Genomic DNA, 12,868 nt, shown 5'->3' with positions numbered 1-12,868 from the left:
GTATGCCATGCGAAATTCGCAAATGCTTATTATCTCTTTGGATTTACGGCGGCACCGGGTGCCTGTGAGGAAAGTAATTGGCGGTGTCTTGGCTGTCTAACGGTAGAAATGACAGGTTTACCTGCAGACGGGGTTATGCTATTCGCGTAGTTTTTAGGCTCAGCCCAATAAAAAGGCTTATTCTGAGGGAAATAAACCGGGGAATAGCTTTTTTCGTTATAGCGTTCGTATTTTTTATTATATGAAACGGCTATTGGCGCCGGGCGGCGATATCCTATAGTGAGTCTGACCTATCGATAAATCGACATCGCTATTTGGAGAACCTGCGTTATGGATACCCGCACTCAACGGCTCATGGCGGAGGTGATTGGCAGTTTGACCGATCGCGAACGTTTTCTGACCCAACTGGGGCGCTGCGTCGAGGCGCTGGGTTTTGATTATTTCTCCTACATCGTTTTTTCCTGTTATCCGGCGAGCCGGCCAAAAATGCGGGTTGAAGGAACGTTTCCGGCGCGCTATCTCGAGGATTATCGGCGGCAGCGGGCGTATTTGCAGGATCCTGTCATCGAGCGAGCCCACCATTCCACGCTGCAATTCCAGTGGGACGAAAGTTTTTATCACGAGCGGCCGGCGCTTTGGCAGCGCATGTCGCAGTTTGGTCTGCACACCGGGTGGTCGCAATCGGTCAAGGATTGCTATGGTCGCCTGGGGATCCTGACTTTTGCCGGCAAGACGCTGCCGCAGCAAACGCCGCAGGCCGGCGCGGTGAATGAACTCTTTTTCCTTTGGCTGGCGCAAACCGCCCACAAAACGCTGCGTGAAGCGTTGATATCGGTGAACGACGAAGCGATAAAAGATGTGCTGACGCTGCGCGAGAAAGATATCTTGCGCTGGTGCAGCGAAGGCAAAACCGCGGAAGAGATCGCGCTGCTGATGGGTGTGAGTGAACGTACGATCAATTTCCATATCGGTAACTCGATTAAAAAACTTTCGGTCGCTAATAAGACCGCAGCCACCGCCAAAGCCGTTTATTTACAGCTGATTTAATTGCGAGAAATAAATAATTAATCGCCTATCAGTTAGCGGCGCGATGTTTATATTTTGTTAAATTAAGCATTGTCCTTATCAGTATTTACCTCCGATCACAAAAGCGTGATAAAGCGGTTCACCGCGCCCGTGCGCGGCAGTACTCTGTAGGCACCCGGTTTACATAGAAAGGATGTGATATGTACAAGACTATTTTAGTGCCGATAGATATTGAAGAGGATCTGTTGACCGAGCATGCGCTGAAGCATGTGGAATATTTGGCGAAGATGTCCGGCGCTAAAGTGCATTTTTTCCATGCGCTGCCGGATGCCTCGGCTTTTGTTACTGCCTATTCGTTCGGTCTCAAGGAGTTTGAGAATCAGGCGGAAGTGAAGGCGGTGGAGAAGCTGAAGAAAATCATGTCGGAAATCGATCTGCCGTTAGATCGCCTCAATTACACCGTCAGCTTTGGCTCTGCGCGCGATCAGGCGCTGGAACTGGCGGAAGAGATCGACGCCGATCTGATCATCATCGGTTCGCGTCGCCCGAGCGTGAAAACTTATCTGTTGGGCTCCAACGCCGCCGCCATCGTTCGCCATGCCAATATATCGGTGATGGTGGTTCGATAATCCTCCTTTAAGCCCGCCGTTTTCATGCGCGTTCTGCGGTCGCCGGTCGGCCGCAGAACGCAGGCTGCTTTATTGCCATCTCAGCCTGAGCTGCTACGATTTTAGCTGACGTTTTTTATGCCGACCGGGCCAGCGGCCTTGCGCATATTCTTTATTTCAGCCAGAAGAGGGGCAGCCATGCCATTAGAAGTCGATGGGATCATCAGAGGCGATCGAGGCAGTGAACCGAGCCATTGGCAACATACGCCAACCAAACCGCTTATCACGCTGACCTGGCATCACACCATCCCCTGGAACTGTTTACGCAATGTCTGGAATGGTCTGGTGGCTGGCGAGCACTGGAACGCGCTCGACGAGTTTATGAATCTGATCGGTGTGCCTAACCGCGCCGAGGTGCTCAAACAGATCAAGAATGAAAATCTGCAGGATCGCGATGGGTTACATACCCTGGTGACCTGGCAAGGCTGGAATATCGTCGAGGGGCCGGGTAACGAATATCGCGCGCAGGGTGACGATCCCGGTGAAAATTTCGACGACTGGTCCGGCAAAGGCATGAGCACGAATCAGCAAGCGACGCTACAGCAGGTCAAAGTGTTGTATCAGGTGATGGCACCGCTGGGAAGCCGCGCGCTGGACGCCGCCAGACAGGCGCCGAACATTACTGCGGAAGAAGCGAGCGTCTTGCAACGAACGATTAAACAGACCCGCCCAACGTTGCGCGGAAAGGAACCGATCCGGTGGCAAGAGGGCATGTGGCACAAAGTGCAACCTGGTAAAGAGGCGAAACATTTCGCCCAATGGGACAGCAAACCCGTGTGGCGCAAGCGCCTGCACAGCGACTTGGCTCAGGCAGGCTAAACTTCGCCCCGCGCCGGATTGGCGGCGCGGGGGCATCAATTCGGCGCTAATCGCACAGCGCCGCTATCTCGTTATACAGCGTCCTGGGGATTTCCACGCCGTATTGTTCGCTGTGGCGTCGTTGCCGATAGCGCCGCTCGCCGGGAATGCGTGCGCCTTGCGCTTGCATGTCGGCAAACATCGCCTCCGCGCTGGCGAAATACCGCTCCTTATCCGCGCCGAGAAAACGCTCGGGATCGAACGCGATGATCAGTTCACCGCCGTAGGGCGATGAACCCGTGCCGTCGTCATAGGCCAGCGATTCTTTGCTGGTCATGTCGCCGATCAGCGGCCCAGCCAACAATTCAACCATGGCCGCCAGCGCCGAGCCTTTATGGCCGCCGAAAGTCAGCATCGCGCCCTCCAACACGCTGGCGGCGTCGGTGGAGGGGTTGCCTGCCTTATCAATGCCCCAGCCTTCCGGCAGCGGGGTGCCGGCGCGGCGATGCAATTCGATTTCGCCGCGCGCCGCCGCGCTGGTGGCCATGTCGAACAAAAACGGCGGCCGAGCCGGGCGCGGCCAGCCGAAGGCGATGGGATTGGTGCCGAATAGCGGGCGTGAACCGCCGGCCGGCGTCACCCAGGCGTGGCTGGGCGTGCAGGCTAAGGCCACTAAACCCTGTTCGGTCAGCGGTTCGATGTCGGCCCACAGCGCGGAGAAATGCACGCAGCGGTTGATCGCCAGGGCGGCGATGCCGTTGGCGCGCACCTTATCGATAAAGGCCGGCAGAGCGGTGCGGTAGGCGAGCAGGGAAAAGGCGCCGCCGGCATCGGCGCGCAAGATGGCCGGCGCCTGGTCGAAGAGCCTGGGTTTCGCATCGGCAGAGACTTTGCCCGCCCGTAATGAGCGGACGCAGCCCAACAGCCGGTACAACCCGTGCGAAGCACAGCCGTCGCGCTCGCCCTGAATGACATTTTGCGCCACTGTCTCGGCATGCGCCTGATTGAAGCCGTTGCAGCGCAGTGCGCGTAGCGCCAGTTGATAAGCGTGTTCCAGCGACAAAACGTGCATGGTTGTCATTTCGATGTCCTCCCTGGGTCATTCTTCTTCATCGCCGATAAAATTGGCCTGGGGTAAACAGGTATAGGCGCCCCAGTAGTAAATCGCCAGCGCAATCACCGCCATGGTGAGGGTGTCCCACGGATGAGCAATAGCGCCGATGCCGCCGAAACTGCTGAGGTAGGAAAGCGCGATCGTCAGCGCATAGAAGACGATTAGCCACAGCGAGGACCAAATTTGCTGCCTGAGGCTAACGGCGTGGGTCGGCACCTGATTCTTGAACAGGGTGTAGATGAAGAACATCAGTATCTGCAAGCCGAGCAGCCAGGAGACGGTGTCCCAGCCGGACCAGAAGACGATTAGCGCCGAAATGATAAATGACAGCGGGCCGAGCACGCAGAAACCGCGCACCCGGAACGGACGCGGCATATCGGGCGCATTGCGCCGCAGCCCGGCGGCGGTGACCGGGGCGATGGCGTAACTCAGCACCAGCGCGGCGGACACCACGCCGATCAGCTTTTCCCACGATGGGAACGGCAGCGTCCAGAAGACCGAGAGGGCGAAGGTCAGCCACAACGCCGGGCGCGGGATACCGGATTCACCATCCACCCGGGTGAACAGTTTGAAGAAGGTGCCGGCGCGCGCCCACCCGTAGATCACGCGAGGCGTGGCGTTCATGTAGATGTTGCCGGTGCCGCTGGGCGAAACGATCGCGTCGCTGACCACCAGAAACGCCAGCCATCCCATGCCGAGCGTGATGGCGATATCGCGGAAAGGCAGGGAAAACTGTTGGCTGATGCCGGCCCAGCCGCCGCTCAGCATCTCGCTGGGGATACTGCCGAGAAACGCTATCTGCAGCAGCACATAGATGATGGTGGACAGCACTACCGACAGGATCAGCGCGATGGGAATGGTGCGCTGCGGTTTTTGCACCTCGCTGGCGACCGAAATGATCGGCGTCAGGCCGAGGTAGGCGAAGATGATGCCGCCGGCGGAAATGGCGGCTTCAACCCCGGCGGAGCCGAAGGGGGCAAAGCCCTGGCTGTGCAGGTTTTCCGGTTTGAAAAAGCTGAACAGCACCACGATCACCAACAGCGGCACCAGAAACTTCAGCACGCTGATGAGATTATTGGATTTGGCGAAGGTTTTGACGCTGTAGTAGTTGAGCGCGAAGAAAAAGCACAGCAGCGCCAACTGCACCAGCCAGCCGAGCGCTGTCGGATCGCCGGAACCCGGCTGGCTGAGGAGCGGGAACCAGGCGGCGGCGTACTGACGGGCGGCGACGACCTCGATAGCGATCAGGCTGGAGAAGGCGATCAGCGTGATAAACCCCAGCAGATAGCCCATCAATTCGCCGTGCGAGAACACCGGATAGCGAATGATGCCGCCGGCGCGCGGCAGGGCGGCGCCCAGCTCGCAGTAGACGATGCCCAGCAGCAGCACCGCCAGGCCGCCGATCAGCCAGGAATAGATGCCGGCGGGGCCGGCGATGGAGGAGACATGGCTGGCGGCGAACAGCCAGCCTGAGCCGAATATGGCGCCCAGACCGATGAACGTCAGATCGGTGAGCGTAAGCTGCTTCTTGAATTTGCCTTGGGTTGTCATGGTATTACCCTTTTGTTATTGAGTGGCAGGCAGATGCGGCCGGGCTAATGTTGAGCAGGTGAAACTATGGGATCTCGGGTGTAAACGCCGTTCACCAGCCGCAGCAGGTTGAGCGGGTTGGCGTCCTGCAGCGGCGGCGGCAGCAGCGCCGCTGGGGTGTTTTGCAGGCAGACCGGCCGCAGGAAACGCTCGATGGCCAGCGTGCCTACCGAGGTGCCGCGTGCGTCGCTGGTCGCCGGGTAAGGGCCTCCGTGCACCATGGCGTCGCACACCTCTACCCCGGTTGGATACCCGTTGAACAGCACCCGGCCGGCTTTGCGCGTCAGCAATGCCGTCAGCCCGGCGGCCATATCGAGATCGCCGTCCTCCGCCAGCAGCGTGACGGTCAGCTGGCCTTGCAACGCCGCCAGCGCCGCATGCAGCTGCGCTTCGTTATCTACCGCCACCAGCACGCTGGCCGGGCCGAAGACCTCTGTTTGCAGCAGCGGATCGGCCTGCAGCAGCAATGTTTCCTCCGCCTGATAAAGCTGCGCCGCTGCCCGGTGAGGCAGAATCTCGCGCTCCCCCGCCAGATGCCGTATGTGCGGATGGGCATCGAGCGCGGCCAGCCCGCGCCGGTAGTGTTCGAGCGTGCCGGCATTCAGCATCGGCTGTGGGGGGGCGGCGTCGACCAATGCGCTCATCGTCGCGGCCAACCGTTCGAAGGCGACGCCGCGCAGCGCGACGATCACGCCGGGCTTGGTGCAAAACTGGCCACAGCCGAGCGTGAAGGAGGAGACCAGTTCCTGCGCGATGTGCTGCCCGCGCCGAGCCAACGCCTGTGGCAGGATCACGACCGGGTTAATGCTCGACATCTCGGCGAAGACCGGGATCGGCTGGGGACGCTGCGCGGCCAGATCGAACAGCGCCCGGCCGCCTTGCAGTGAGCCGGTAAACCCCACGGCCTGAATCGCCGGATGCTGCACCAGCTCGGCTCCTACACGGTTGCCGAAGATCATGTTGAAGATGCCGGTGGGCATGCCCATACGTTCCCTTGCGCGCTCGATCGCCTGAGCGGTCAGCTCGGCGGTGATCATATGGCCGCTGTGTGCCTTGAACACGACCGGGCAGCCGGCGGCGAGCGCGGCGGCGGTATCACCGCCCGCGGTGGAAAACGCCAGCGGAAAGTTGCTGGCGCCGAACACCGCCACCGGACCGAGCGCCGTGCGATATTGACGCAGATCGGGACGCGGCAGAGGAGAACGCTGCGGCAACGCGCAGTCGATGCGCACGCCCTCGACGTCGCCGCGTCGCAGCAGCGTGGCGAACAGCCGCATCTGGCCGCTGGTTCTGGCGCGTTCGCCGCTTAACCGCGCTGGCGGCAGAGCGGTTTCCTGCATGGCGAAGGCGAAGAAGGTCTCATCCAACGCGTCCAGTTCCTCGGCGATGGCGTCGAGAAAACTCGCGCGTTGTTCGGCGCTGCATTGCGAATAGGGATCAAAGGCCGCCGCGGCGGCTTCGGCGGCGGCGGCGGTTTCTGCCGCCGTAGCCTGGTGGAAGCGGTAGCCGGTCGGCTGACCGTCGTCGGCGCGCAGGCTGGGCAGCGCCGCTTCTCCCGTAGCACGGCGCTGGCCGCCGATAAATTGTTGGCCGCTGATGGCGGCATCGCGAGCGTTGGGCATGGGTCCCCCCGGTAGAGAAAGTGCGACGCCCGGCGTGGCCGGGCGGTGAAGGCGTTACAGGCCGACGTTCGGCAGCGCGGGACGAGTGGCCAGCGCTTTATCGATCACGGCGTTGATTTCGGAGAGCGTTTCCCCCTGCAGCGCCAGACGCGGCGGGCGAGTGACGGCGCTGCCGCGGCCGACCCGCTGTTCGCACAGCTTGATGCATTGCACCAGATCGGGGCGGGCATCGAGATGCAGCAGCGGCATGAACCAGCTATACAGCGCCAGCGCTTCCTCATAGCGTTTTTCCTTCGCCAGACGGAACAGGGTTTCCCCTTCGCGCGGGAAAGCGTTGGACATGCCGGAGATCCAGCCTTGCGCGCCGACGGCGATGCTCTCCAGCACCACATCATCCAACCCGGCGAACAGTACGAAGCGGTCGCCGACTTCGTTGCGCAGATCGATAAAGCGGCGGGTGTCGCCCGACGAGTCTTTGAAACACACGATGTTCTCGCAGTCGACCAGTGAGGTCAGGATGTCGGGCGTGACGTCATTTTTGTAAATGGGAGGGTTGTTGTAGACCATGATCGGCAGATCGGTAGCGCCGGCGACGCTGCGAAAGTGCGCGGCGGTTTCGTGCGGCTTGGCGGAGTAGACCAGCGCCGGCATCACCATAATGCCGTCGACGCCGGCCTTTTGCGCTTCACGCGCCATGTTTTGCGCGAAGGCGGTGGTGAATTCGGCGATGCCGGCGATCACCGGCACTTGGCCGTCGGCGGCGTCCCTAGCCACTTCGATCACCGCCAGCTTTTCCTGTACCGTCATCGAGGTGTTTTCACCGACGGTGCCGCAGACGACCAGGCCGGAGACGCCGTCACGCACCAGGTTTTTGATCACCGTATGCGTGGCGTCGAGGTCCAGAGAAAAATCGTTGCGGAACTGGGTCGTCACCGCCGGGAATACGCCGCTCCAGCTTAGGGTTTTATGGCTCATCGTGTTTGTCCTGTCGTCCGAAAGTGTTAATAAAAAGTGAATCTTTGGTGAGGCTCACCGACAGATTGACCGGTATTGCACAGGGAGGCTTGACGCTTTTCGCCGATTGCTGCGACGAAATTGGCACAATGGCGCCGGAAAGCGGGCATGCAGAAATCGGGCGCCGGTGCGCCATAAAGAATGCTTTTAATGCGGTAAATCAGCGAATTAAGCGGAAAGCGTCAGGCGGAAATCGCGCGGTGTGGAACCGGTCATCGCTTTGAACTGACGGCTGAAGGCGCTGTGATCGGTATAGCCGCACTGCAGCGCGATGTCGGTGATCGGCAGATCGCCCGCCAGCAGTTCCGTGGCCTTTTCCAGCCGCACTTTGTGGATCATCTGGCGCGGAGTGAGGTGGAAGATACGTTTGCAGTAGCGTTCTATCTGCGCCACCGACAACCCGGTCAACGCCGTCAGCTCCTCGAGCGCGATCGGCCGGGCGTAGTGGCGGCGGATGTATACGTCGATCGCGGCCAGCCGTTGGTAAGCCGGATGATTGGCTTTGGCCTCTTGCAGATCGTGTGAAATGCCCGCCATTCCGATGATTTTTCCCTGCGCGTCGTACAGCGCCAGCTTTTGCGTCAGGCACCAGCCGGTTTCACGGCCGTTGTACAGGTGCATTTCCAGCTGATCCTGGATCAGCACGCCGTGGCGCAATACCCGCAGATCTTGCTCGGTGTAGCCTGATCCGAGCTGCGCGGGGAAAACGTCGGCGGACGTCTTGCCCAGCAGCGGCGCGACGGTCTTGAAACCGCAGCGCCTGGCCAGCGTCAGGTTGGCCAACAGGTAGCGCGCCTGGGCGTCTTTGATAAAGAACACCACATTGGGAATCGCGTTCAGCAACGGCGCGATCAGCGCCAGCGTATTGAGCAGATCGCGCAGGTTGTTCGGACGCTGCTGCGCCAGCCCGTCGCACAGGCGCGACAAATGTTCGACGGCGAAAACGTCCTCCTGATCCGGCAGCTCCACCAGGGCAGGCGGCGAGAGAGAAATCTGATGTTGATGGTCTGAAATGGATCGCATAGCAGTCCCTTTTCGGTCGTTAGCCGGAAAAACAGGCGGCCAGGTTGGCGCTTTCGCATCAATATTAACTTTTTTGTAACGAATCAAGCGCTATTTCCGGCTGGCTACCAAATATGCGGATCGCCGCATACTTTTGCCGGACGGCGCGCGCCGGTTGCTTGAAAACTGCGGCATTTCTCGCTACGCGGTGGTTTAGCATGAAAGTAACGTCATGATAAATAAGTTATTGTTATGGTTGCGTTAAACGTATGCCCGTGATGGGCCAGGCTAGCCTGTCGTCATTGTGCTGATTTCTTCATTCGCCACGCCGAAACGCATCAAGCCGTCATGCGCGCATTCGTTCAGGCTAACGTCATTGGTAACATCTCATTAACCCTGGAGACGCCGATGGCACTTTCTGCGCATATCACCGCTTTGCGGGCGATTGATTCTCATACCGGCGGGGAGCCGACCCGGCTGATCGTCGAAGGCTTCCCCGACCTTGGCGAAGGCAGCATGGCGGAACGGCGGGCGCATTTCGCGCAACATTATGACGATTGGCGCTGCGCGGTGATGCTCGAACCCCGCGGCAATGACGTGTTGGTGGGGGCGTTGCTGTGTCGGCCTTGTTCGCCGCAGGCTACCGCCGGGGTGATCTTTTTCAACAACACCGGCTATCTGGGCATGTGCGGCCACGGCACTATCGGGCTGATTGCTTCGTTGGCGCATCTCGGGCGCATCCGCGCCGGGCGTCATCTGATCGAGACCCCGGTCGGCCCGGTGAACGCCACGCTGCATGATGACGGCAGCGTTACCGTAGAGAACGTGGCGGCTTATCGTTATCGCCACCAGGTGCGAGTTGAGGTGGCCGGTTACGGCCCGGTGACGGGGGACATTGCCTGGGGGGGAAACTGGTTTTTTCTCATCGGCGAGTCGCCGTTGACCATCGATAAACACAATCTGGAGGCGCTGACCGCGTTCACCTGGGCGGTCCGGCAGGCGCTTGAACAGGCGGGCATTCGTGGCGAAGACGGCGGGGCGATCGACCATATCGAGCTGTTCGGTGACGATCCGCAGGCCGACAGCCGCAGCTTCGTGCTGTGCCCCGGCAAAGCCTACGATCGATCGCCGTGCGGCACCGGCACCAGCGCCAAGCTGGCGTGTCTGGCGGCGGACGGCAAACTGGCGCCCGATATGCACTGGCGCCAGGCCAGCGTTATCGGCAGCGAATTCCAGGCTTATTACCGCTGGAACGGCGAGCGCATCACCCCCTTTATTCGTGGGCAGGCTTATGTATGCGCCGATAGCCAACTGTTGCTCGACGAACGCGATCCTTTTGTCTGGGGCATACGCTGATGGGCGGCGGACGGGGAGTTGATGCCATCGTGGTGGGTGCCGGCATCATCGGCGCCGCCTGCGCCTGGCGGTTGGCGAGGGAGGGGTACCGCGTCTCGGTGGTGGACGACTGTCGCGCTGGCGCCACCGCCGCCGGCATGGGGCACCTGGTATGCATGGACGACAACCCGGCCGAGCTGGCGTTGAGCGCTTATTCGCTGCGGTTATGGCGTGAAGTGACGGGCCGGATGCCGCAAGCCTGCGCCTGGCGCGGCTGCGGAACGCTGTGGTTGGCGGAGCAAGCGAATGAAATGGCCATCGCCGAACAAAAGCGGGCGCGGCTGGCGGAGCAGGGCGTGGCGGCGGAACTGCTGACGGCGGAGCAGGTTGCCGCCATGGAGCCGATGCTGCGGCAGGGGCTCGCTGGTGGGCTGCGGGTGCCGGGCGACGGCATTTTGTATGCGCCGCAGGCGGCGCGTTGGCTGTTGGCCGACGCTGGCGTGGCGATCGATGTGGTGCAGGGTGAAGCGATCGCGCTGGACGAGGCGGCTGTGCGGTTGGCGGACGGCAGAGAGCTGGCGGCGCCGGTGGTCGTCTTGGCCTGCGGCCTGCGGGCCAATGATTTGTTATCGCAGCCGTTGCTGCGTGCCAAGAAGGGCCACCTGGCGATCACCGATCGTTATCCGCCGCGGGTGCGGCATCAGTTGGTGGAGCTGGGGTATGGCGCCAGCGCGCATGCCAGCGACGGCGCTTCCGTGGCGTTCAATGTGCAGGCGCGGCCCACCGGGCAATGGCTGATCGGTTCTTCCCGCCAGTTCGATTCCGTCGATTCGTCATTGGATATGCCGCTGCTGGCGGCGATGCTCATGCGCGCGCAGCATTTCTTGCCCACACTGGCGCAGCTGAACATCATTCGCTGTTGGACCGGGCTGCGCGCCGCCTCTGCCGATGGATTGCCGCTGTTGGGCGCACATCCGCGGCATACCTGGTTGTGGTTGGCGTTGGGGCACGAGGGGCTGGGCGTCACGACCGCCCTCGGCAGCGCCGCGCTGCTTGCTGCGCAGATCGGCCGGCAGGCGCCGGAGATTGATGATTCCCCGTATTTGGCGGCGCGGGCGTTTGCCGCCGAGGAGTTGTCCGTATGAAAGAGAGGCAAAACACGCTCGCGTTGAGCATCGATGGCAAACCCTACCGGGTGCCGGTTGGCATCAGCGTTGCCGCGGCGCTCAGTTTGTGCGGCGGGGATCATTGCCGGTTGTCGATTTCACGCCAGCCGCGCGCACCATTTTGCGGCATGGGCGTTTGTCAGGAGTGCCGGGTAACCATTAACGGTCTGCGCCGCCTGGCGTGCCAGACGTTGTGCCAATCCGGCATGCGGATTGAGAGGAGCGATGATGAGTGACTTCGATTGCGAGGTGCTGATCGTCGGCGCCGGGCCGGCCGGCATGGCGGCAGCGCTGGCGGCGGCGGAAAACGAGGGGCAGATACGGGTGATCGACGATAATCCGCACCCCGGTGGGCAAATCTGGCGTGATGGGCCGCAGGTGGCTTTGCCTGAAGCGGCGAGACGATATCGGCAGGCGATGGCGGCGCGGGAAAATATTGTGCTGCACTCCGGCTGCAAGCTGGTGGCGCAGTGTGGCGCTAACCGATTGGCGTATGAAGACGCCGAAGGCTGCGGCGTGATTCGCTATCAAAAGCTGATTCTATGCAATGGCGCCCGTGAGCTGCTGCTGCCGTTTCCTGGCTGGACGTTGCCGGGAGTGAGCGGCGCCGGTGGTCTACAGGCGCAAATCAAGCAGGGGCTGGCGATCCGCGGTGAGCGGGTGGTGATAGCCGGCAGCGGTCCGTTGCTGTTGGCGGTGGCGAAAAGTGTGAAACAGGCCGGTGGCGAGGTCGTGCTGGTAGCGGAACAGGCGGCTCTGCGGCGATTGGCGGCATTCGCCGGCGGCCTGTGGCGTTGGCCGTCCAAGCTGCGTCAGTCGTTTTCTCTGATTCAGCCTCATTACCGTGCCGATAGCCGAGTATTGGCGGCATTGGGGCAAGAGCGCTTGACGTCAGTGCGCGTCGGCAACGGCGGGCGGGAAAGTACGGTGGCCTGCGACAGGCTGGCCTGCGGCTTCGGTTTGGTGGCGAATATTGAACTGGCGATGCTGCTGGGATGCCGGATCGCACACGACGCCGTCGCGGTGGATTATTGGCAGCAAACCAGCCAGGCGCAAATTTATGCCGCCGGAGAGTGTACCGGTATCGGCGGCAGTGAACTGGCGCTCACCACCGGCGCCATCGCCGGTTATGCCGCCACCGGGCAAAAGGCAAAAGCCGAATCCCTGACGGCGCAGCGGCGGCGATGGCGGCGTTTCGCCACGTCGACAGCGGCCGCTTTTGCGCTTGATGAACGCATGAGTTATCTGGCCAAACCGCAGACGCTGCTGTGCCGCTGCGAAGACGTCACGCTGGAACAGGTGTGCCATCAACCGGACTGGAACACGGCCAAGCTGAGCAGCCGCTGTGGTATGGGAGCCTGTCAGGGCAAGGTTTGCGCGACGGCGGCGCGGCACCTGTTGGGGTGGCCTTTGCCGCCGCCACGCGCCCCTTTAACGCCGGTGCGGACGGAAACGCTGGTTGCTCTGGGAAGGCATTGCAGCGACGACGATAATTGATGGGGCATCGCGGCAGTGGCGTTTCAGTCCAAATCG

At 61.3% G+C, this 12,868-nt stretch carries 12 protein-coding genes; 7 read left to right on the top strand and 5 right to left on the bottom strand.

What is annotated here, in order from left to right; translation table 11 throughout:
• Window positions 1-330: 330 nt before the first annotated feature.
• The 3 genes from ACJ8M3_RS09085 to ACJ8M3_RS09075 all read left to right on the top strand — a co-directional run bounded on the left by ACJ8M3_RS09085 (window position 331) and on the right by ACJ8M3_RS09075 (window position 2,513).
• Complete coding sequence (locus ACJ8M3_RS09085; protein ID WP_033642622.1) at window positions 331-1,047, top strand: autoinducer binding domain-containing protein; 717 nt, start codon at window positions 331-333, stop codon at window positions 1,045-1,047.
• A gap of 179 nt (window positions 1,048-1,226) precedes the next feature.
• The gene (locus ACJ8M3_RS09080; RefSeq protein ID WP_033642623.1) at window positions 1,227-1,655 is read left to right on the top strand and encodes a universal stress protein; all 429 of its coding nucleotides are present in this window, start codon (window positions 1,227-1,229) and stop codon (window positions 1,653-1,655) included.
• Between the two features lie 177 nt (window positions 1,656-1,832).
• Entirely contained in the window at window positions 1,833-2,513 is a 681-nt protein-coding gene (locus tag ACJ8M3_RS09075) for a hypothetical protein (RefSeq protein WP_033642624.1), read from the top strand.
• Window positions 2,514-2,559: 46 nt separating this feature from the next.
• Here the strand turns inward: ACJ8M3_RS09075 and ACJ8M3_RS09070 are convergent, their stop codons facing one another.
• The 5 genes from ACJ8M3_RS09070 to ACJ8M3_RS09050 all read right to left on the bottom strand — a co-directional run bounded on the left by ACJ8M3_RS09070 (window position 2,560) and on the right by ACJ8M3_RS09050 (window position 8,855).
• Entirely contained in the window at window positions 2,560-3,573 is a 1,014-nt protein-coding gene (locus ACJ8M3_RS09070; RefSeq protein WP_089196869.1) for an Ldh family oxidoreductase, read from the bottom strand.
• An 18-nt stretch (window positions 3,574-3,591) separates the two neighbouring features.
• Window positions 3,592-5,157: an APC family permease gene (locus ACJ8M3_RS09065; RefSeq protein WP_047024916.1), complete on the bottom strand. Its 1,566-nt coding sequence runs from the start codon at window positions 5,155-5,157 to the stop codon at window positions 3,592-3,594.
• Between the two features lie 44 nt (window positions 5,158-5,201).
• A complete protein-coding gene (locus ACJ8M3_RS09060; RefSeq protein ID WP_442514648.1) occupies window positions 5,202-6,818 on the bottom strand; it encodes an aldehyde dehydrogenase (NADP(+)) in 1,617 nt (538 codons plus the stop codon).
• Window positions 6,819-6,872: 54 nt separating this feature from the next.
• Complete coding sequence (locus ACJ8M3_RS09055) at window positions 6,873-7,793, bottom strand: dihydrodipicolinate synthase family protein (RefSeq protein WP_033650710.1); 921 nt, start codon at window positions 7,791-7,793, stop codon at window positions 6,873-6,875.
• A 207-nt stretch (window positions 7,794-8,000) separates the two neighbouring features.
• Complete coding sequence (locus ACJ8M3_RS09050) at window positions 8,001-8,855, bottom strand: AraC family transcriptional regulator (protein WP_060659683.1); 855 nt, start codon at window positions 8,853-8,855, stop codon at window positions 8,001-8,003.
• Window positions 8,856-9,242: 387 nt separating this feature from the next.
• Here ACJ8M3_RS09050 and ACJ8M3_RS09045 point away from each other — a divergent pair, with 387 nt between their 5' ends.
• From ACJ8M3_RS09045 to ACJ8M3_RS09030, 4 genes are read left to right on the top strand one after another with little or no spacing between them, the layout of a single operon-like run.
• Window positions 9,243-10,190, top strand: coding sequence for a 4-hydroxyproline epimerase (locus tag ACJ8M3_RS09045; RefSeq protein WP_033642630.1), 948 nt, complete (start codon window positions 9,243-9,245; stop codon window positions 10,188-10,190).
• On the top strand, window positions 10,190-11,314 hold the full coding sequence (locus ACJ8M3_RS09040) for an NAD(P)/FAD-dependent oxidoreductase (protein ID WP_033642631.1): 1,125 nt from the start codon (window positions 10,190-10,192) through the stop codon (window positions 11,312-11,314). The genes ACJ8M3_RS09045 and ACJ8M3_RS09040 overlap by 1 nt, the downstream gene beginning before the upstream one ends.
• Window positions 11,311-11,571, top strand: coding sequence for a (2Fe-2S)-binding protein (locus ACJ8M3_RS09035; RefSeq protein WP_033642632.1), 261 nt, complete (start codon window positions 11,311-11,313; stop codon window positions 11,569-11,571). The genes ACJ8M3_RS09040 and ACJ8M3_RS09035 overlap by 4 nt, the downstream gene beginning before the upstream one ends.
• Window positions 11,564-12,832, top strand: a complete 1,269-nt coding sequence (locus ACJ8M3_RS09030; RefSeq protein ID WP_089196871.1) for an NAD(P)/FAD-dependent oxidoreductase — start codon at window positions 11,564-11,566, stop codon at window positions 12,830-12,832. The genes ACJ8M3_RS09035 and ACJ8M3_RS09030 overlap by 8 nt, the downstream gene beginning before the upstream one ends.
• Window positions 12,833-12,868: the final 36 nt, after the last annotated feature.

This window comes from Serratia sp. CY55921 (assembly GCF_052167655.1).
GTDB classification, from domain to species: domain Bacteria; phylum Pseudomonadota; class Gammaproteobacteria; order Enterobacterales; family Enterobacteriaceae; genus Serratia; species Serratia ureilytica.
The sequence above is the reverse complement of the archived record's forward strand: the minus strand, read 5'-3'. Positions and strand labels throughout refer to the sequence as shown.

Bases quoted from the DNA above. Each gene is read 5' to 3' on its own strand.
- ACJ8M3_RS09070 (WP_089196869.1), bottom strand. From the start codon at position 3,573: ATGACAACCATGCACGTTTTGTCGCTGGAACACGCTTATCAACTGGCG.
- ACJ8M3_RS09060 (WP_442514648.1), bottom strand. From the start codon at position 6,818: ATGCCCAACGCTCGCGATGCCGCCATCAGCGGCCAACAATTTATCGGC.
- ACJ8M3_RS09085 (WP_033642622.1), top strand. From the start codon at position 331: ATGGATACCCGCACTCAACGGCTCATGGCGGAGGTGATTGGCAGTTTG.
- ACJ8M3_RS09040 (WP_033642631.1), top strand. From the start codon at position 10,190: ATGGGCGGCGGACGGGGAGTTGATGCCATCGTGGTGGGTGCCGGCATC.
- ACJ8M3_RS09035 (WP_033642632.1), top strand. From the start codon at position 11,311: ATGAAAGAGAGGCAAAACACGCTCGCGTTGAGCATCGATGGCAAACCC.
- ACJ8M3_RS09050 (WP_060659683.1), bottom strand. From the start codon at position 8,855: ATGCGATCCATTTCAGACCATCAACATCAGATTTCTCTCTCGCCGCCT.
- ACJ8M3_RS09080 (WP_033642623.1), top strand. From the start codon at position 1,227: ATGTACAAGACTATTTTAGTGCCGATAGATATTGAAGAGGATCTGTTG.
- ACJ8M3_RS09045 (WP_033642630.1), top strand. From the start codon at position 9,243: ATGGCACTTTCTGCGCATATCACCGCTTTGCGGGCGATTGATTCTCAT.
- ACJ8M3_RS09055 (WP_033650710.1), bottom strand. From the start codon at position 7,793: ATGAGCCATAAAACCCTAAGCTGGAGCGGCGTATTCCCGGCGGTGACG.
- ACJ8M3_RS09065 (WP_047024916.1), bottom strand. From the start codon at position 5,157: ATGACAACCCAAGGCAAATTCAAGAAGCAGCTTACGCTCACCGATCTG.
- ACJ8M3_RS09075 (WP_033642624.1), top strand. From the start codon at position 1,833: ATGCCATTAGAAGTCGATGGGATCATCAGAGGCGATCGAGGCAGTGAA.
- ACJ8M3_RS09030 (WP_089196871.1), top strand. From the start codon at position 11,564: ATGAGTGACTTCGATTGCGAGGTGCTGATCGTCGGCGCCGGGCCGGCC.